Here is an 18,082-nt window from a genome sequence, read left to right on the forward strand (position 1 = left end):
TGAGGAGGGTCTCCATGCCTGATGTGCCAGTCGCGGTGCGTCGTCCGCAGCGGGCGGACGCGCGGCGCAACTTCGACGCGCTGCTCGCCGCCGCCCGGGACACCTTCGCGGAGCAGAGCACCGACGCGTCGCTGGAGGAGATCGCCCGGCGGGCCGGCGTCGGCATCGGCACGCTGTACCGGAACTTCCCGACCCGGCGGGACCTGTTCGAGGCGGTCTACGTCGAGGAGATCGCCCAGCTCAGCGCGGCCGCCGAGGCGGTGGCGGCGCAGCCACCGTGGGAGGCGCTGCGCGCCTGGCTGGAGCGGTTCGTGGGCTACGTGGTGACCAAGCGCGCGGTGATCGACGCGCTGAACCGGGAGTCCGAGCTGTTCCAGGCGTGCCGGGTGACCATGTACGCGGCCGGCGAGCCGCTGATGGAGCGCGCCCGCGCGGCCGGCGAGGTCCGGCCGGACGCCAGCTTCGACGACGTGCTGCGGATGATCTCCGGGCTGGTGTCCGGCGCGTTCGTCGACGAGGCGCAGCGGGACCGGGTGCTGACCTTCGCGCTCGACGGCATCCGCGCGGGCCACCGAAAAAGCGCTGACCTGGACAGTTGAGGAAGCCCCGGCAACCCGGGCGCGAGGAGGCCGGGGCCGGCAACGAGCCGCGCGACGCCGCCGCCCTGGCGATCTGACCAGCCAGCCTGTCGATGCCGCTCGCTGCCGCATCGGTTTTCCACACCAGCATCTTGTCCACAGGACAGCCGCGTGTGGCCGCGATGCTGCGCCACACTGTCTTCGGGCGGCTCCCCCTGGGAGGGCGGGAAACGGGCGGGCGGGAAACGGGCGGGCGGGAAACGGGCGGGCGGGAAGCGGGCGGAAACGGGCGGTCAGGGGCCGGGACCGGGCAGCCGGAGAACGAGCGAGCGAGGAGTGCGCCTCACCAAGGCGACGAGGCCGCCCCAGATGGGACGGCCTCGTGAGTCTGCGCTGGTCAGGCGCTTTGGGCGTACGCCAAATCGGGTTTTCTGGTGGTGGTCTGGAAGCCGGTGGTGATCAGGTAGAGGGCCGCGGCGTAGGTGGTCATGATCAGGACGCCGGAGGCGGGGACGTGGAGGCCGGCGGCGCCGGCGCCGATCATCAGGTCGGAGATCAGGAAGAGGGCGCCGCCGAGCGCGGTGCGGCGGGAGACGCCGACGGCGGCGGCGGCCATCGCGGCGAGGGCCAGGCTGTAGATCAGGATCGGGACGCGGAGCGTGCCGAGCCGGGACCAGAGCAGGGCGTTCACCGCGGCCCAGAGGACCGCGTAGGCGGCGAAGGCGGCGACCCGCGGGCGGGCGCGGCGCAGGAACGCGGTGAGGAAGCAGAGCTGGGCGCCGAGGAAGCAGGCCATCCCGGCCAGGAACGCCGGGGTGCCGTCGAGCAGCAGGGCGACGTCGCCGAGGAAGGCGAAGGCCAGGCCGGCGCTCAGCCGGTTGCGCTCCGCGACGTACCCGATCAGCAGCGGCGCGAGCAGCGGTTTCGTCACCCACTGCAGGGCGGTCCAGTCGGCCGCCACCGCGATCACCTCGAGGATCGCGACGGCGATGAAGATCTTCAGTTTCATCCGGCCGGCTGCCAGCCGGGACGGCCGAAGACGTAGCCGAGGCGGGCCCGCCAGGAGGTGGCGGTGCGCAGGTCACGCCAGATCGCGGCGTACTCGTGGGTGGCCACCTTGAGCGGGTTGTAGGTGGTGATGTTCGTGGTCAGGCCGTACTTCACCGGCTCGCCCTCCGGCTCGAAGCTGCGGAACATCCGGTCCCAGACGATCAGGATGCCGCCGTAGTTGCGGTCCAGGTAGGGGTCGTTGGAGCCGTGGTGCACCCGGTGGTGCGACGGGGTGTTGAAGAACCACTCGATCGGCCGGGGCAGCCGGTCGATCCGCTCGGTGTGCAGGAAGAACTGGTAGGCCAGGCTGATCGACTGCTGCAGGAAGATCATCCACGGCGGGAGGCCGAGCAGGGCCAGGGGCAGCCAGAACGGCAGCGACGTCATCGGGGTCCAGCTCTGCCGCAGCGCGGTGGACAGGTTGTAGAACTGGCTGGAGTGGTGCACCACGTGGCTGGCCCAGAGCACCCGCACCTCGTGGTGCAGCCGGTGGAACCAGTAGTACGCGAGGTCGTCGGCGAAGAACAGCAGCACCCAGACCCACCAGTGGTGCGGGTCCAGCTTGAACGGGCTGAGCACGTAGAGCCCGGCGTAGACGACGGCGGTGAACAGCTTCCACGGGAAACCGATCACCTGGCTGCCGGCGCCCATGGTGAGGCTGGTCGCGGTGTCGCGGGCCTCGTAGCCACGCTCCTCGTCGTCGGGCAGGAAGCGGTAGGACAGCACCTCCATGACGATCAGCAGCAGGAAGGCCGGGACGGCGTAGAGGACGGCGGGGATCATCGGACGGTCTCCTTCGCTTGCAGGAGGCCGCGCGCGGCCGCTTCGGCCTCGGCGGCGGCGCCGGCCTCGATCAGGGCGGCGAGCTTGCGGTGGGCGGCCACATTCAAGATCTCTTCGGTACGCAGGTGGGGCGGCACCTGCCCGACCGCCAGCGTCCCGGCGGTGAGGCTGTTGAAGGCCAGCAGGTACGCGATGTTCCCGGAGCCCTCGATGATCCGCCGCCACAGGGCGAGGTCGGCGAGCCGCATCGCGGCCAGGTCGGGAACCGCCGCGGCGTAGGCCTCGACGGCGTCGCTCACCCGCCGTTTCGCCTCCGGGGTGGCCCGCTCGGCGCAGAGCCGGGCGGCGTCGGCGCCGACGCAGGCGCGCATCTCCATCACGTCGCGGGCCAGGGTCTCGACCGGCAGCACGTCCTCGGCCGCGGTGAGCGCCATGGCCAGGTCGAGCCCGGCGGTGGCCCGCCAGTCGAGCACCCGGGTGGCGCCGCCCTGGCTGACCTTGACCAGCCCGAGCTGCTGCAACCGGCGCAGCGCCTCACGAATCGCGTGCCGGTTGACCTCGAAGGTCGCGGCCAGCTCGCGCTCGCTGGGCAGCGCGTCGCCGGCTGGGTAGCGGCCGGCCAGGATGGCGTCGCGCAGCTGCCCGAACACGTGGTCGGAGACGGACTGGCGTGGTGCGGGATCGAAATCCATGAGCGGCAGTGTGCCCCGCAACACATCAACCCGTCAACTGGTTGGACCAGTAGCGGCACAAGAAAGCCGGGACGTCGCCGCCCCAGCTTGCGCTACGTCAGCGGCGCCCGAAGAACCGGCGCCACCCGCTGGGCCTCGGCTCCGGCTGAACCGGCTCCGGCGCCGCGTCCTCGTCGTCGCCCTCGTCCTCGCTCTGCCGCAGCACGGCCTGGGCCAGCGCCTTCTCCCCCTCGACCGCGCCCGGCGTGACCAGCATCAGGTGCGCCAGCGAGGTCCAGATCATCACCGGCCGGGGCGCCTCGGTCGCCGCGACCAGCCGGTCGCGGACCAGGACGCGGACCTCGTCGCGCAGCGCCGGCTCCCGGTACGCCGCGGTGACCAGGGCGAACAGCGCCGCGTCGGAGACCCAGTCCTCGACGCCGAAGGCCAGGTCGACCAGCACCTGACGGCGGGTGGAGGTGGCCCAGGGCTGGTCCTTCCGGTGGTGCAGGATGCCCAGGCAGACCCACGGCTGCAGCAGCCGGTACCAGTACACCGGGTCGGACTGGGACAGGATCTGGTAGCGCCGGATGTCCGGCGCCTGCGGCGGGTGCACCAGCAGGCCGAGCAGGTCGTCCAGGCTCAGCGCGCCGAGCGGCTCGGCGCGGACGTAACCGGCCAGCGGCGACGGCCACGGCTCCGCGCCGACCCGGTGCAGCACCTCGACCGCCTCGGCCGACGGCGGGGCGACCGCGGCCACCGCGTCGTCGCCCTCGTAGCGCCAGACCGCGTACTTCCCGGGCCGCAGCGGGACCCGCATGTCCGGCTCACCGAACTCGGCGATGCCGATCTGCACCGGCCGGCCGACGAACCGGCGGAACGCGGCGAGCGCGCTGGCCGGCTCGCCGCCGGAGAGGCCCAGCTCGGTGATCATGCCGGTCTCCCCGGCGGCCTGCCGCCGGGCCATGTCCCGGGTGACGTTGCTGACCGCCTCCTCGGGCATCGGCACCCAGTTCAGCCAGGGGCGGCGCTGGCTGGCCATCGCGAAGAGCATCTCGGTGGTCGCGCAGGCGTGCGGATCGTCGGCGACCGCGACCAGGTCGGCCACGTCCCCGCCGTCCCGGAACCGCAGCGCCCGCCGGGCCGCCTCCTGATGCGGGAACCCCGCGTCCGCGGCGAGCTCCCGCAGCTTGTCTTCCACGTCTTGGCTGACCATGGCGGCAGAGCCTAGACGATCAAAATGGACCCTCGCCAGCATCCGCACATCGGCTCGCTCGGCTTCACCCGGGAAATGTATGCGGAACATATGCCGCGAACCCCGGGCCGCTTCCCGACCGGACCCGCGGGATCACGCCTGATCGACGGCGAACGGCTGGAGTCCCCCCGGGTCGAGCTGGCCACCGCGCTGGTCGTCCGGGACAGCACCGCCCAGGTCCAGCTCCGGGACGGGCCGGCCGAAGAAGTAGCCCTGCGCGTACTCGTAGCCGAGCTCACGCAGGTACTCGGCCTGTTCGGCGGTCTCCACGCCCTCCGCGACGGCGCGCAGCCCGAGCCCCTTGCTGACGTGGATCAGCGCGTCGACGATCACCGCCCGGCCGCCACCCTCGGTGATCTCGTCGACGAACGACTTGTCGACCTTGAGCACGTCGACCGGGACGGTGCGCAGCAGGCCCAGCGACGAGTGGCCGGTGCCGAAGTCGTCCAGCGCGATCCGTACCCCGGCCCGGTGCAGGGTCTCCACCGCGTGCACCGCCAGGCCGCCGCCGAACAGCGCGGTCTCGGTCACCTCGACCAGCAGCTCGCCCGGGGTCAGCCCGCACTCGTCCAGGATGCCGGCCACCACCTCGGGGAAACCGGGCTCGCTCAGCTGGCGGGCCGAGACGTTCACGCTGATGTAGCCGAGCGCGTCCGGGCCGTACTCGCGCCGCCAGCCGGCGAACTTCCAGCACGCGGTCCGCATGACGAACTCGCCGAGCTCGACGATCAGCCCGTTGTCCTCGGCGACCGGGACGAAGTCGGCCGGGCTGACCAGCCCGCGGACCGGATGGTGCCAGCGGACCAGCGCCTCGCAGGCCCGGATCCGCCCGGACGCCAGGTCGACGATCGGCTGATAGACCACCCGGAAGTCGCCGTCGTCCAGGCTGTGCCGCAGGTCGGCGCCGAGCCGCGCGGTCGCGTCGGCGCGCTCGTCCAGCTCCGGGGTGTAGACCATCAGCTGGCTGCCGGACGCCTTCGCGGCGTACCGGGCGGTGTCCGCGCGGCGCACCAGCTCGGGCACCGGCACCGCGCCGCACTCCTCGCTGTCGGCCACCCCGAGCCGGGCGTTGAGCAGCAGCTCGTGCTCGCCCGAGACGACCGGGCGGCGCAGCACGTCGACCAGCCGGGACACCACCGTGTCGCCGTCGTCCTCGCCGGCGTCCAGGACCAGCACGGCGAACTCGTCGGCGCCCATCCGGGCCACCGCGTCGCCGTCGCGCAGCGACGCCCGCAGCACCCCGGCCACCGCGGCCAGCGCCTGGTCACCGGCGGTCCGGCCGAGCCGGTCGTTGACGTGCTTGAACCCGGCCAGGTCGATCATGATGAGCCGGCACGGGCCGGCCGCCACGCCCTTGGCCACCTCCTCCTCGAAGGCGCGCCGGTTCGGCAGGCCGGTCAGGTCGTCGCGCATGGCCAGGTCGTGCAGCCGCCGGGCCTGGCTGTGCACCCGGGCGATGTAACCGGACATCCGGGTGATGATCAGCAGGAACAGTGCCATCGAGCCGATCCCGACGGCGAGCCAGCTCATCTGGCCGCCGCCGCGCTCGCCCTGCACCAGCAGCACAGCCGGGACCAGCAGCATCGAGGCGGTCAGCGCGAGCAGCCGGCTCCAGCCCAGGCTGTCCCCCTCCTCGACGGCCGGGGTGGGCGACGCCGGATGCGCGGCCGCGGCGGCCCAGCAGACGTAGGCGAGCAGGTAGCCGGCGTAGACGTAGGTGCCGCCACCGGCCACCGAGACCGGCCACAGCGTGTAGAAGACGTTGCAGGTCAGCGTGATCAGGCCACCCGCGGTGAGCAGCCACATGCTCCCGGTGCGCGGGCCGTGGCGCAGCAGCATCGGCACCAGCAGCGCGCAGAGCAGCACCCCCATCGTGGGGTAGCCCGCGGTCACCGCCCGGGTGAGCGGCGGCAACGAGTCGTCGATCACGATCGGCGCGATCACGAACGTCCAGTACGCGATGCCCACGCTGATCGCCACGATCGCCGAGTCGATCAGGTTGCCGGACCAGACCGGGCCGCGCCGCCGGGTCAGCCGGAAGAGCGCGACCAGCAGCATCGGATAGGCGCCCAGGTAGAACGCGTCGGCCAGGGACGGGAACGGCGGCGGGCGCCCGGCCAGCTGCGGTGCGGCGTAGACCAGGTCGCCGGCCGCCCAGGTGGCGATCCCGGCCGCGAAGATCCGCCAGGCGGCCGACCGCCCGTACACCAGCATCAGCACCACGGACCCGACCGACACCAGGGAGGAGAGCAGCACGGCCGGCCATCCGTACGGCAGCAGCGCGTAGCCGCCGGCCGCCGCCGTACCGGCCAGCAGCCAGGCGAGCCACCTCGGGGGACGCCGGAGACCCGTCACACCCCCTCAGATCGGCATCCCGCCCGCGAAGTTGAGCTTCACCGCCCGGGAACGTCTGACGATTGCCCTCCGCCGTCGTCGGTGAGCTGCGCGAGGTACCAGGTCCGGTACCGGTCCAGGATCGGCTCGATGTCGGTGGTGGCGACCTGGCGGAACAGATCGAAGACGTGCCGGTACTGCCGGACGACGCCACCGCCCCGGGACAGCAGGCCGGTGTTGAAGGCGTCGATGACCACCATGTCCTCGTCGTAGACGGTGAAGCCGTGCAGGGGCGGCAGCGGGGTGGGCACGCCCTCCGGCACGAGGGCGAGGATCACGTTGGGCCGGCGGGCCAGCAGACGCAGGTTGGTCAGCTGCTCCAGCATCGCCTCCGGCGGGCACAGCCGGTTGCGCAGCACCGCTTCGGTGACGACGAAGTGAAAGGTGGTGTCCGGGTCGGCGAGGACCTCCTGCCGGGCGGTCCGCGCGGTGACCGCGCGGGCCATCGCCGTCTCGTCGGCGTCCGGCTGCACCAGCCGCTGGAAGGACAGCAGCGCGGCGCGGATGTAGCTGCCGGTCTGCAGCAGCCCGGGCAGCACGGCCGGCTGGAAGTCCCGGATCTCGGTGGCCGACGCCTCCCACTCGGCCACACCGTTCTGGCGGTTGGCGAGGTCGGCGTTGGAGGGCCGCCAGTCGGTCATCCGGTCCTGCGCGCCCTCGGCCCGGCGCTGCAGGTCGGACGCCACCGCGTCGTCGGCGCCCAGGGCCCGTGCGATGGTGACGACGTCCTTCGGGTCGGCCACCCCTCGACCGCGTTCGATGCGGGAGATCTTCGGCTGGCTCATCCCGACCCGGACGGCGAGCTCGGCGCCGCTCAGCCGCCGCGCCCGGCGCATCCGCGCGAGCGTGGTACCGACCGGTTCTTCCTGGTCGAGAGGGGCACCGGAATCCGAACTCACACCCCGGGCCCCTTCCTCGACCGTCAGGAGATGGCGCGGTGCGCCTCAGCGAGCAACTCGGCCGGGATCTCCACCAGCATCTCGCCGTCGGGCACCTCGACGCCCGTCCGCTCAGCGGGCACGAAGTACCCCTGGACCACTACGGAACCGGAGTCGGTGCGGTAGATCGTCGGGCACGAGCCGGCCGTGCAACTACTCGCGACGACCTGCAGGGACATGTTGTTAGTCACACCGCAGACTAAATCATAGCGGATACCCAAAGTAGACCCGAATCACGGACAAGCAGTCCGGCAAAATCCGGCTTACACCCCGGGTATCGGACACACTGTGCGATTCGGCTATAGACATCAGTAAAGCATCTCTTCATGCCAGCTGATCTGCCGCATGGCAACCTGCCTGATGGCCTGATCCGGACAAAGGCCAAAATTCGCGGCTCGTGAATAAGTCGTCGACAAGCGCCTGTTATGCACGGAGGCTGTCGGTAATCACTCGACTACTCCTCCCTTTGGCGGTAGCGATGCTCTACCACTCCCCCGCGGCCGTGTCGTTTGCCGACGACCGGGCGCCGCTCTATCTCCTCCTCGCCGCGATCTTCATGGTCGTCGGCCTCCGGTACCTGAAACGGGCCCTGGAACCGTTCGGGGCGGTCATCGGCGCCGCCGCGGCCGCCGCCGTCGTCGCCTTCTCGCTCGGCGCCGGGCTCATCTTCCTGCTCGCCGCGATCGCCTCGCGCTGACCCGAGGAGCGCATCATGACCGATCTGACCACCGCCGGGCTGATCGCCGCGCTCGTCGGCCTCTTCCTGGTGTCCGAGCTGGCCGCCGCCACGCTGCCCCTGTTGATCGTGATAGCGGTGGTTCCGCCGCATGAACGCCCGGCCCTGGCGGCGGTGCTCGCCGCCACCGACAGCCGGCGTCGCCTGCACGTGTGGCCCGCGCTGCGGACCGCGGTCGCCGACCGGCGCCGGCTCCGGGCCGGGCGGTACGCCGCCGCCGGGCGACCCGGGCCGCCGTAGCGGGCACGTCCGGCCGCTGGCGGGGTGCTGGCACCGGCGTGCCAGCGCGCTGTGCGGATCATGCCAGCGGGCTCCTCCACTCTCGGTGGCGTAACCGGATGAGGGGGGATCGTGGACGATCTCGTAGTGCGCGCCGAGGGGTTGCGCAAACGCTTCGGGCAGACACAGGCGCTCGACGGAGTGGATCTGGCCATGCGCCGGGGCACGGTGCTCGGCGTGCTGGGGCCCAACGGGGCCGGCAAGACGACCGCGGTGCGGGTGCTGGCGACGCTGCTGCGCCCGGACGAGGGCACCGCGTACGTGGCCGGCGTCGACGTGCTGCGCGAGCCGCAGAAGGTGCGCCGCCGGATCGGGCTGACCGGCCAGTACGCCTCGGTCGACGAGGACCTGACCGGCACCCAGAACCTGGTGCTGATCGGCCAGCTGCTCGACCTGCCGACCCGGGCCGCCAAGCAGCGGGCCGCCGAGCTGCTCGCCTGGTTCGACCTCACCGAGGCGGCCGGCCGCCCGGCCAAGACGTACTCCGGGGGCATGCGGCGCCGCCTCGACCTGGCCGCCAGCCTGGTCGGCCGGCCCGAGGTGATCTTCCTGGACGAGCCGACCACCGGGCTGGACCCGGCCAAGCGCGAGGACATGTGGGGGGTCGTGCGCACCCAGGTGGCGCAGGGCTCCAGCGTGCTGCTGACCACGCAGTACCTGGAGGAGGCGGACGCCCTGGCCGACGAGATCGTCGTCGTCGACCACGGCCGGGTGATCGCCCAGGACACCCCGGACGGGCTCAAGCGGCGGGTCGGCGGGCAGACCCTGCGGATCCGGCCGACGGATCCCGCACGGCTCCCGGACGTACTGAAAATCCTCGATGCGGTGGCCGCGCCCGGCACCAACGCCGCGCCGGACGACGCGGCCGGATCCCGGCCCGGCGCCGCGTCGGTGCCGGTCACCTCGGACCACGCGCTCGACGACGTGATCCCGGCACTGCGCCGGGCCGGCGTGGAGATCAACGAGTTCGGCCTGCACCTGCCCAGCCTGGACGAGGTGTTCCACACCCTGACCAGCGACAAGGGCGACAGCAAGAAGACGGAGGCGCTGGTATGACCACGGCAGTTCTCGCCAAGCCGGCGAGCTTGGACACGCCGCGGCGGGGCGGGCTGATCCGGCACAGCGCCGCGCTCGCCAAGCGCAGCCTGATCAAGACGATCCGGACGCCGGAAGCGCTGATCGACGTGACCATCCAGCCGGTCATCTTCCTGCTGATGTTCACCTACCTGTTCGGTGGCGCGATCGCCAACGGTGACCGGCACGGCTACCTGCAGCTCCTGCTGCCCGGCATGCTCGCCCAGTCGCTCGCGATGGGCGGCATCGCGCTCGGCCAGAACCTGAACGCCGACATCGAGAAGGGCGTCTTCGACCGGTTCCGGTCACTGCCGGTGTCCCGGTCGGCGCCGCTGGTCGGCGCGGTCGGCGCGGACATCGTCCGCTACCTCACGGTGTGCCTGGTGACGCTGGGCGTCGGCACCGTGATGGGCTTCCGGATCCAGACCGGCGCGGTGCCCACCCTCGCCGCGGTCGCCCTGGCCATCGGGTTCGGCCTGTGCTTCGGCTGGGTCTCGGTCTGGGTCGGCATGCTGGTGCGCACCTCGGGCGCGGTGCAGGGCGTGATGTTCCTGCTGGTCTTCCCGCTCTCGTTCGGCAGCGACGTGTTCGTCCCGGCCGACACGCTGCCCGGCTGGCTGCAGGGCTTCGTGCAGGTCAACCCGATCACCCACCTGGTCGGCGCGGAACGCGGCCTGCTGATCGGCGGCCCGGTCGCCGACCACCTGCTGGCCACGCTGGCCTGGATGGCCGGTCTGCTGGTGGTCTTCGTGCCGCTGGCGCTGCGCGCCTACAACAAGCGCACCTGATCACGACTCCAGCGCACGGTTCACCTGGCCCGGATCGATCCGGGCCAGTGCCGTGCCCGGGTCCAGGCCGAACCCGGCGGCGTACGCCTCGGCGAACGCCTCCTCCCCCAGCACCGCCCGGTTGCGCCGGGTCAGCTCGGCCACCTGCAGGTCGGTCGGGTCGTGCGCGCCGCGCAGCCGGGCGCCGGCGCCGAGCAGCTGCACCGCGTCCCGGTGCCGGCCGAGCAGGTCGGCCAGGCTCGCCGCGCCGATCGCGACCAGCGACAGGATCGGCATGTCCCGGGTCGCCTGAGCGGCGGCGTACGCCCGGATCAGCGCTTTCTCGGCCTGGACCGGGTCGCCCCGGCGCAACGCCAGCGCGGCCCGCACCCCCTCGATGATCGCGGTGCCGTGGTCGCCGTTGATGAATTCCAGCGACTCCACCGGCAGCCCGGTCGCGGCCCGGGTGACCAGCTCCTCGGCCCGGTCCAGGTCGCCGAGCGCGACCAGCATCCCGGCCTCCAGGGCGTCGATGAGCAGCATCATCGCCGGGGACGCCGACCGGCCGGCCCGCTCCCGGGCGGCCCGCAGCGCGGCCCGGGCCTCGTCCGGCTCGCCGCGCCGCAGGTACAGGTCGGAGCGCCGCAGGTCGATGAAGACCTCGTCGCCCAGGTCCAGCGAACCGAACTCGGCGGCCAGCGAGGTGGCCGTGTCCAGGTCGGCGAGCGCGCCGTCCAGGTCGCCGTCGTACTGCCGGAGCAGGGCGCGCAGCGGCAGCACGGTGGCCTGGCCCCAGCGGTCGCCGGCCGCCCGGAACCCGGCCAGCGCGTCGGTCACGTCGACCCGGACCTGGGCCACATCGCCGTTGTTCTCCGCCACCTGGGCACGGAACAGCAGGGCGAGCGCGGTCACCCAGCGGTCCGGGCCGGCCACCAGCTCGTCGATCCGGGCGCGGGCCGCCTCCGGCTCCTCGGCCATGTAGAGCACCACCGCGGCCAGCGCGCCGGTCAGCCCGGGCAGATGCGGGTGCGCGACCAGCCGCCGGGCCAGCTCCCGCATCCGCTCCCGGCGCTGGTCGGCGCTCTCCAGCGCCATCGCGTACTCCGCGCTGACCCGGTTCAGCACCAGCACCGCCTCGGCGCAGTCCAGGGTCAACTGGTCCCGCTCACCGGGCACGTTCAGCGCCTCGCGCAGCCAGAACGCGGCGTCGGCGTGCCGGCCGAACATCTGCCAGTACCAGACCAGGCTCATCGCCAGGCGCAGCGCCTGCTCGGCCTCGCCCTGGTCACAGAGGTGGCGCAGGGCGGCTAGGGCGTTGTCGTACTCGGCGCGCAGCACCCGCAGGGCGTCCAGCTGCTCGGCGGTGCGCAGCCGCGGGTCGTGCTCGGCGACCAGGGCGGCCAGGTGGCGGGCGGCCAGACCCCGGACGGCGGGCAGCGTGCCCTGCTCGGCGAGGCGGTCGACGCCGTACTCGCGGAGCGTCTCCAGCATCCGGTACCGCCCGTCCGGGGCGCGGTGCAGCAGCGACTTGTCGACCAGAGCGGCCAGCAGGTCCGGGATGTCCGGGGCGTCCGGGCAGACCGCGCTCGCCGAGCCGATGGTCACCCCGCCGGGCAGCACCGACACCCGCTCGGCCAGAGCCCGCTCGTCGTCGGCGAGCAGATCCCAGCTCCAGGCGATCACCGCGCGCAGCGTCCGGTGCCGGGGCAGCGCGGTCCGGCTGCCCGTGGTGAGCAGCCGGAACCGGTCGTCCAGCCCGGCTGCCAGCTCGGCCAGCCCGAGCGTGCGCAGCCGGGCGGCGGCCAGCTCCAGGGCGAGCGGCAGCCCGTCCAGCCGGCGCACGATCTGCACCACCGGCGCCACGGTCGCCTCGCCGGCCCGCTCGTCGACCGCGAAGCCGGGCAGCACCGCGGCGGCCCGCTCGGCGAACAGCCGGACCGCCGGCGACCGGAGCACCTCGGCCGGCTCGGTGCTCTCCGGCACCCCGAGCGGACCGAGCGGGACCAGCGCCTCGCCGTCCACCGCGAGCGGCTCCCGGCTGGTGGCCAGGATCCGCAGCCCCGGGCAGCGCACCAGCAGCGCGGTGACCAGGTGCGCGACCGCGTCGATCAGGTGCTCGCAGTTGTCCACCACGAACAGGCACTCGCGCCCGGCGAACTGGTCGACCAGCACGTCGATCTCGCCGCGGCCCTCGAACCGGATCCCGGAGTTCTCGAAGATGGCCGCGGCGCGCAGACCGGTCGCGGTCAGCACCGCGGCGGGCAGCTCGGCCGGCGCGGTCACCGACGCCAAGTCGATCAGCCACACGCCGTCGCGGTAGTCACCCCGCCGCCGGCGCGCCGCCTGCGTGGCCAGCCGCGTCTTGCCGGCCCCGCCCGGCCCGAGCACGGTGATCAGCCGACCGCCGCTGAGCAGCGCGTCCACCCGCTCCAGGTCGGCCTCCCGGCCGATGAAGCTGGTCAGTGGTTCCGGCAGATTGCTCGCCGCCGGGTGCGCCTCGTCCTTTTCCGGTACGGCCTGGTCTGCCCCGCCCAGCGCATCGGACGTCCACGCCCCGGACTCGCGCGAACTGCCGGCCGACCGGTGCGCCCGGTCGCGCGCCGCCGCGGACTCCGGGCCGCCGACCGGCCGCTGGTCGCGGTCCGCCGCCGCGTCCGGGCCGCGCGCCGGCCACTGCTCACGGTCCGCCGCCGCGTCCGGGCCACGCGCCGGCCACTGCGCACGGTCCGCTGCCGCGTCCGGGCCGCGGAGCAGCCGCAGGTGCCGCTCGCGCAACGCCGCACCCGGATCCGCGCCGAGCCGGTCGGCGACCTCCTCGCGCACCCGCTCGTACAGATCGAGGGCCTCCGCCTGCCGGCCCTGCGCGGCCAGCGCGTCCATCAGCAGCGCCACCACCCGCTCGTCCAGCGGATGGTCCTCGTGCAGCCGGCTCAGCCGCGCCTCGGCCGCCTCCGGCCGGCCCCGCCGCAGGTCGGTCTCGGCCGCGTCGGCCAGCGCCGCGGCCACCGCCCGCCCCAGCCGCACCGCGACCGCCTCGGCGACCGCGCCGACCTCCGCCGCCACCGGCCCGCGGACCAGTGCGCCGGCCTGGTCCAGCAGCTCGGCCGCCGCAGCGGTGTCGCCGTCCCGCAGCCGCTGCCGCCCGGCCGCGGCCAGCCGCTCGAACCGGGTCACGTCCACGTCGTCGCCGGTCACCGCGAGCCGGTAGCCGCCCTCGTCCTGAGTGACCGCGTCGGCGTCGCCGAGCACCCGGCGCAGCCGGGACACCAGGGACTGCAGCGCGTTGGCCGGGTCGGCCGGCCGGTCCCGCGGCCACAGCGCGTCGACCAGCGTCCCGGCCGGGACCGGCCGTCCACCGGCCAGCGCCAGCCGGACGAGCAGCCCGCGCAGCCGCGCACCGGGCACCGCCAGGCCGGCCTCGTCCCGCCGGACCCGCAACGTCCCGAACAGCTCGACCCGCAACCGGCCGGCACGCTCCCCGTGCTCGCTCACGCCTGCGATCCTCTCGCGTACCGCCAACCCACACCAAACCGGTCCAGCGCGATAGCTGTGCCCGTCCACAGTTGCGGGTTGTCCACAGGTGGCCCGCCGGAGCGCGCGCTTTTCCGCCACACTGCTCTGCGGGGGCTCCCCCTGGGAGGGCGGGCTGTGATGATCTTGCGCGCTGCCTGGTGGATCACGGCATCAGGGGTGATGCGTGCCGGGGAGGCCGACGGCCCGGCGCAGAGGAAGAATGGCCAGCGGAGGGCGGGCGGCCCAGCGGAAGCCGAACGGCCCGGCGGAAGGCGAACGGCCCAGCACGGAAGCGGGACCACGGCTTGCTCGGCGATGGCTGGCCAACTGGGGCGCGGAAAGCGCGGAAGCCGAACGGCCTCAGCACGGAAGCGGGACCACGGCCCGCTCGGCGATGACGGGCCAACTGGGGCGCGGAAAACGCGAAACCCGAACGGCCCAGCAGAAGGCGAACCGCCCAGCACGGAAGCGAGACCACGACCCGCTCGACGATGACGGGCCAGCCGGGGCACGGAAAAACGCGGAAGCCGAACGGCCCAGCAGAACGCGAACGGCCCAGCACGGAAACGGGACCACGACCCGCTCGGCGATGACGGGCCAACTGGGGCGCGGAAAAAACGCGGAGGGCGGGCGGCCCGGCGCGAAGGGGGACGGCCTGCACACGGGGAGGACCACGGACCGGTCCGCGGTGGCTGTGGGCGAGGACGACCTCAGGGGGCCATCCACCGGCCCGCGGTGGCGGTGGGCGAGGACGACCTCAGGGGGCCATCCACCGGCGGGAATAGAGGGTGATGGCTACCGAGGTGGCCAGGTTGAGGCTGGAGACGTCGGGGCGCATCGGGATGCGGACGCGGACGTCGGCGCGGGCCAGGAGGTCCGGGGAGAGGCCGTCGCGTTCGGTGCCGAAGGCGAGGACGGCCCGGTCCGGGATGGCGGCCGGGGAGATCTCGACGCCGTCCGGGTCGAGGGCGACGATCGGGCGGCCGGTCAGGGCGGCCACGTCGGTGCGGGCGACCGGGAGGGCGTAGTGCAGGCCGGCCGCGCCGCGGATCGCCGCCGGATCCCACGGGTCGCTGACCCCGTCGGTGAGGACCGCGGCCGCGCCGGCCGCGGCGGCCACCCGGATCACCGCGCCGACGTTGCCCAGGTTGCGCGGATCCTCGAGGAAGACGACCGGGGCGGCGGACCCGGCGCGCAGCACCGCGTCCACATCGACCGGCGGGCGCTCGGCGATCGCGATCACCTCGGTGCGGACCGGGTTCTTCGACAGCTGCCGGAAAGCGTCCCGGGCGACCGGCCGGGCCAGCTCGCGGAACCGGCCGAGCAGGTCGGGCGCCAGGTCGGCGGCGAGCCGTTCCAGGTGTTCCGGGTCGACGGCGGCGACCTGGCGCACGGTGGCGCCGAACCGGAGGGCGTGCTTGAGGGCGTGGAACCCTTCGAGCACCGCCAGGTCACGGTCGGCGCGAGCCTGGGCGAACGCGGCGAGGGTCATCGCCGCTGATTATGACGAGCGCGCCCAGACCGTACGCCAATAGGGGTTTGGTTTTCATCCGTGGGCCACCTTCGGTCGTTAACGTGCCCGGCCGTGACCAGCGTGGATCGTCGTAAATTCTTGCAGATGCTGGGTGTGCCGGCGGTTGCCGCCGCGATGCCCGCCGGGCTGGAGAAGGCCCTCGCCATTCCGGCGAACAACCGCACCGGGTCGATCGAGGACGTCGAGCACGTCATCTTCCTGATGCAGGAGAACCGTTCCTTCGACCATTATTTCGGTACGTTGCGCGGCGTGCGCGGGTTCGCCGATCCGCACCCGGCGAAACGGCCGGACGGCCGGACGGTCTGGCATCAGGAGGAGCTGCTGCCGTTCCGCCCGGAGGTCAAGGATCTGGGCGGCGCCTTCCTGCCGGACCCGCCGCACGGCTGGAACGACGGGCACGCCGCCTGGAACGGCGGCCGGTTCGACCAGTGGGTGCCCCACAAGGGCGTGCAGACGATGACCCACCACACCCGCGCCGACCTGCCCTATCATTTCGCGCTCGCGGACGCTTTCACGGTTCTCGACGGCTACCACTGTTCGCTGCTCGGCCCGACCGACCCGAACCGCTATCACATGTGGAGCGGCTGGGTCGGCAACGACGGCAAGGGCGGCGGCCCGGTCATCACCAATGCCGAGGCCGGTTACGACTGGACGACCTATCCGGAGCGGCTGGAGGCGGCCGGCGTCTCCTGGAAGATCTATCAGGACATCGGGCTCGGGCTGACCGCGGCGGGTTCCTGGGGCTGGACCTCGGACCCGTTCATCGGCAATTACGGCGACAATTCGCTGCTCTACTTCCACCAGTACCAGAACGCGACGCCGGGCAATCCGCTCGCCGACCGTGCGAAGACCGGCACCGAGGTGAACACCCTCGGCCGCGACCCGGAGAAATTGCTCACCGATTTCCGATCCGACGTGGCGAACGGGACGCTGCCGCAGGTCACCTGGCTGGTGGCGCCGGAGGCGTACACCGAGCACCCGAACTGGGAGCCGCACAACGGCGCCTGGTACGTCTCCCAGGTGATCGACATCCTGGCGTCGAACCCGGCGATCTGGTCGAAGATGGCGCTGTTCATCACCTACGACGAGGAGGGCGGCTTCTTCGACCACCTGGTCCCGCCGACCCCCGACCCGGCGCGCTCGACGGTGTCCACGGTCAACGAGATCTTCCCGGGCGGCGACGGGCACCCGGCCGGCCCGTACGGTCTCGGCATCCGCGTCCCGACGATCGTCGTCTCACCGTGGACCCGGGGCGGCTGGGTGAACTCGCAGACCTTCGACCACACTTCGCTGATCCGCTTCCTGGAGCGCCGGTTCGGCGTCACCGAGCCGAACATCACCCCGTGGCGGCGGGCCGTGGCCGGCGACCTGACCAGCGCCTTCGACTTCCGGACCCCGAACCGCCGGCCGGTCGGCCTGCCGGACACCACGGCGTTCAAGCCGGCCGACCTGACCCGGCAGCCGGACCTGGTCCCGGTCCCGCCGGCCGACCCGGAACTGCCGAAGCAGGAGCGCGGCGTGCGGCCGGCCCGGGCGCTGCCCTACACCCTGCACGCGGACGTCCTCGGCGACGCCGTCGAGCTGCGCAACAGCGGCCGGGCGACGGCGGTCTTCCAGGTCCGTCCGGCCGGCGGCGACCCGCTGTCGATCACCGTCGAGCCGGGCAAGCGGCTGTCCGAGCCGCTCACCGCGACCGAGGTCGAGGTGCACGGGCCGAACGGTTTCTACCGCCGGTTCCGCCACGGCACCGGGGCCGTGCGGGTCCGGGCGCGCTACGACGAGCACCGGGACACCGTCCTGCTGGAGATCCGCAACACCGGCCGGGAACGGGCCGAGGTACGGGTCGCCGACCGCTACACCGGGCACGCGTCGACGCTGACCCTGCGGGCCGGCACCGCCCGGACCTCGCAGATCAGCGCGGCCCGCACCCGCGGCTGGTACGACGTCACGGTCACCTCCGGCAGCGTCGTCGCGCAGTACGCCGGCCACCTGGAGAACGGCCGGGACAGCATCACCGACCCGGGCATGGGCGGCCTGGTCTGACGGCTGCCGCCCCGGCGAGCCGGACTCCAGCCGGAGTACCCGGCTCGCCGGGGCGGACCGGCAGCTCAGCTCAGCTGGGCCCAGGCTCCGGGGGCGGCACGGACGGCCCGGACGACGGCGGGGGCGGCGCGGTAGGTGACGTGGCCGCGCGGGCAGGTCAGCTCGTAGATCAGGTCGGCGTGGTGGCGCAGCAGCATCTCCCGGAGGGTGTCCGGGTCCGGGTCGCCCGGCAGCTCGCCGGCCAGCAGCTCGCGCTCCACGGCGGCGCTGCGCCGGGGCATCACCTCGTAGCCGGCGGGGGCGCGGACCGTGAGCGTCGCCGGGAACCGCCGGTGGACGGCCTCGGCGATGATGTCGCCGCAGGCCGGGCAGAGCAGCTGCTTGCGCACCGTCCATGCCATTCTCCCAGCCTGCCCTCCCGGCCCGCTCCGCACCAGTCGAGCGGGCCCGGCTGGTCGGCGGGCCGG

Annotated in this window: 16 protein-coding genes; 6 read left to right on the forward strand and 10 right to left on the reverse strand. The window is 73.2% G+C overall.

The window, feature by feature from the left end:
• Window positions 1-14: 14 nt before the first annotated feature.
• Window positions 15-599 carry a TetR/AcrR family transcriptional regulator gene (locus BJY16_RS42045; RefSeq protein WP_185045202.1) on the forward strand — a complete coding sequence of 195 codons (585 nt, stop codon included), beginning with the start codon at window positions 15-17 and terminating at the stop codon, window positions 597-599.
• A gap of 376 nt (window positions 600-975) precedes the next feature.
• Here the strand turns inward: BJY16_RS42045 and BJY16_RS42050 are convergent, their stop codons facing one another.
• The 7 genes from BJY16_RS42050 to BJY16_RS42080 all read right to left on the reverse strand — a co-directional run bounded on the left by BJY16_RS42050 (window position 976) and on the right by BJY16_RS42080 (window position 7,860).
• Window positions 976-1,587 carry a lysoplasmalogenase gene (locus BJY16_RS42050; RefSeq protein WP_185045203.1) on the reverse strand — a complete coding sequence of 204 codons (612 nt, stop codon included), beginning with the start codon at window positions 1,585-1,587 and terminating at the stop codon, window positions 976-978.
• Complete coding sequence (locus BJY16_RS42055; RefSeq protein WP_185045205.1) at window positions 1,584-2,411, reverse strand: sterol desaturase family protein; 828 nt, start codon at window positions 2,409-2,411, stop codon at window positions 1,584-1,586. The genes BJY16_RS42050 and BJY16_RS42055 overlap by 4 nt, the downstream gene beginning before the upstream one ends.
• The gene (locus tag BJY16_RS42060) at window positions 2,408-3,103 is read right to left on the reverse strand and encodes a FadR/GntR family transcriptional regulator (RefSeq protein WP_185045207.1); all 696 of its coding nucleotides are present in this window, start codon (window positions 3,101-3,103) and stop codon (window positions 2,408-2,410) included. Before BJY16_RS42060 ends, BJY16_RS42055 begins: the two co-directional genes overlap by 4 nt.
• Before the next feature lie 97 nt (window positions 3,104-3,200).
• Entirely contained in the window at window positions 3,201-4,298 is a 1,098-nt protein-coding gene (locus tag BJY16_RS42065; RefSeq protein WP_185045208.1) for a hypothetical protein, read from the reverse strand.
• A gap of 132 nt (window positions 4,299-4,430) precedes the next feature.
• Window positions 4,431-6,692 (reverse strand): putative bifunctional diguanylate cyclase/phosphodiesterase, encoded by a 2,262-nt coding sequence (locus BJY16_RS42070; RefSeq protein WP_185045210.1) that lies wholly within the window; start codon window positions 6,690-6,692, stop codon window positions 4,431-4,433.
• A gap of 38 nt (window positions 6,693-6,730) precedes the next feature.
• On the reverse strand, window positions 6,731-7,630 hold the full coding sequence (locus BJY16_RS42075) for a helix-turn-helix domain-containing protein (protein ID WP_275408042.1): 900 nt from the start codon (window positions 7,628-7,630) through the stop codon (window positions 6,731-6,733).
• 23 nt (window positions 7,631-7,653) lie between these two features.
• Window positions 7,654-7,860: a hypothetical protein gene (locus BJY16_RS42080; RefSeq protein ID WP_239176661.1), complete on the reverse strand. Its 207-nt coding sequence runs from the start codon at window positions 7,858-7,860 to the stop codon at window positions 7,654-7,656.
• A gap of 275 nt (window positions 7,861-8,135) precedes the next feature.
• Between BJY16_RS42080 and BJY16_RS42085 the strand changes: the two genes are divergently transcribed.
• The 4 genes from BJY16_RS42085 to BJY16_RS42100 all read left to right on the forward strand — a co-directional run bounded on the left by BJY16_RS42085 (window position 8,136) and on the right by BJY16_RS42100 (window position 10,546).
• Complete coding sequence (locus tag BJY16_RS42085; RefSeq protein ID WP_185045213.1) at window positions 8,136-8,366, forward strand: hypothetical protein; 231 nt, start codon at window positions 8,136-8,138, stop codon at window positions 8,364-8,366.
• Between the two features lie 15 nt (window positions 8,367-8,381).
• The gene (locus tag BJY16_RS42090) at window positions 8,382-8,645 is read left to right on the forward strand and encodes a hypothetical protein (RefSeq protein WP_185045214.1); all 264 of its coding nucleotides are present in this window, start codon (window positions 8,382-8,384) and stop codon (window positions 8,643-8,645) included.
• Between the two features lie 111 nt (window positions 8,646-8,756).
• Window positions 8,757-9,740 carry an ATP-binding cassette domain-containing protein gene (locus tag BJY16_RS42095; RefSeq protein WP_185045216.1) on the forward strand — a complete coding sequence of 328 codons (984 nt, stop codon included), beginning with the start codon at window positions 8,757-8,759 and terminating at the stop codon, window positions 9,738-9,740.
• Window positions 9,737-10,546 carry an ABC transporter permease gene (locus BJY16_RS42100; protein WP_185045218.1) on the forward strand — a complete coding sequence of 270 codons (810 nt, stop codon included), beginning with the start codon at window positions 9,737-9,739 and terminating at the stop codon, window positions 10,544-10,546. The genes BJY16_RS42095 and BJY16_RS42100 overlap by 4 nt, the downstream gene beginning before the upstream one ends.
• Here the strand turns inward: BJY16_RS42100 and BJY16_RS42105 are convergent, their stop codons facing one another.
• Together BJY16_RS42105 and BJY16_RS42110 are read right to left on the reverse strand one after the other, a co-directional pair.
• Window positions 10,547-14,017, reverse strand: coding sequence for an AfsR/SARP family transcriptional regulator (locus tag BJY16_RS42105; RefSeq protein WP_239176663.1), 3,471 nt, complete (start codon window positions 14,015-14,017; stop codon window positions 10,547-10,549). It lies immediately after the preceding gene.
• A 778-nt stretch (window positions 14,018-14,795) separates the two neighbouring features.
• Window positions 14,796-15,530 carry a TrmH family RNA methyltransferase gene (locus tag BJY16_RS42110; protein ID WP_185045219.1) on the reverse strand — a complete coding sequence of 245 codons (735 nt, stop codon included), beginning with the start codon at window positions 15,528-15,530 and terminating at the stop codon, window positions 14,796-14,798.
• A gap of 93 nt (window positions 15,531-15,623) precedes the next feature.
• Between BJY16_RS42110 and BJY16_RS42115 the strand changes: the two genes are divergently transcribed.
• On the forward strand, window positions 15,624-17,615 hold the full coding sequence (locus tag BJY16_RS42115; protein WP_185045221.1) for a phosphocholine-specific phospholipase C: 1,992 nt from the start codon (window positions 15,624-15,626) through the stop codon (window positions 17,613-17,615).
• A gap of 65 nt (window positions 17,616-17,680) precedes the next feature.
• On the opposite strand, the gene BJY16_RS42120 is transcribed toward BJY16_RS42115, so the two are convergent.
• Entirely contained in the window at window positions 17,681-18,016 is a 336-nt protein-coding gene (locus BJY16_RS42120; RefSeq protein WP_185045223.1) for a hypothetical protein, read from the reverse strand.
• Window positions 18,017-18,082 lie beyond the last annotated feature (66 nt).

Source organism: Actinoplanes octamycinicus (genome assembly GCF_014205225.1).
In the GTDB taxonomy this organism is placed as follows: Bacteria; Actinomycetota; Actinomycetes; order Mycobacteriales; family Micromonosporaceae; genus Actinoplanes; species Actinoplanes octamycinicus.

Excerpts from the sequence above, each read along its gene's own strand:
- BJY16_RS42050 (WP_185045203.1), bottom strand. The coding sequence starts at position 1,587 with ATGAAACTGAAGATCTTCATCGCCGTCGCGATCCTCGAGGTGATCGCG.
- BJY16_RS42100 (WP_185045218.1), top strand. The coding sequence starts at position 9,737 with ATGACCACGGCAGTTCTCGCCAAGCCGGCGAGCTTGGACACGCCGCGG.
- BJY16_RS42090 (WP_185045214.1), top strand. The coding sequence starts at position 8,382 with ATGACCGATCTGACCACCGCCGGGCTGATCGCCGCGCTCGTCGGCCTC.
- BJY16_RS42120 (WP_185045223.1), bottom strand. The coding sequence starts at position 18,016 with ATGGCATGGACGGTGCGCAAGCAGCTGCTCTGCCCGGCCTGCGGCGAC.
- BJY16_RS42055 (WP_185045205.1), bottom strand. The coding sequence starts at position 2,411 with ATGATCCCCGCCGTCCTCTACGCCGTCCCGGCCTTCCTGCTGCTGATC.
- BJY16_RS42065 (WP_185045208.1), bottom strand. The coding sequence starts at position 4,298 with ATGGTCAGCCAAGACGTGGAAGACAAGCTGCGGGAGCTCGCCGCGGAC.
- BJY16_RS42045 (WP_185045202.1), top strand. The coding sequence starts at position 15 with ATGCCTGATGTGCCAGTCGCGGTGCGTCGTCCGCAGCGGGCGGACGCG.
- BJY16_RS42060 (WP_185045207.1), bottom strand. The coding sequence starts at position 3,103 with ATGGATTTCGATCCCGCACCACGCCAGTCCGTCTCCGACCACGTGTTC.
- BJY16_RS42110 (WP_185045219.1), bottom strand. The coding sequence starts at position 15,530 with ATGACCCTCGCCGCGTTCGCCCAGGCTCGCGCCGACCGTGACCTGGCG.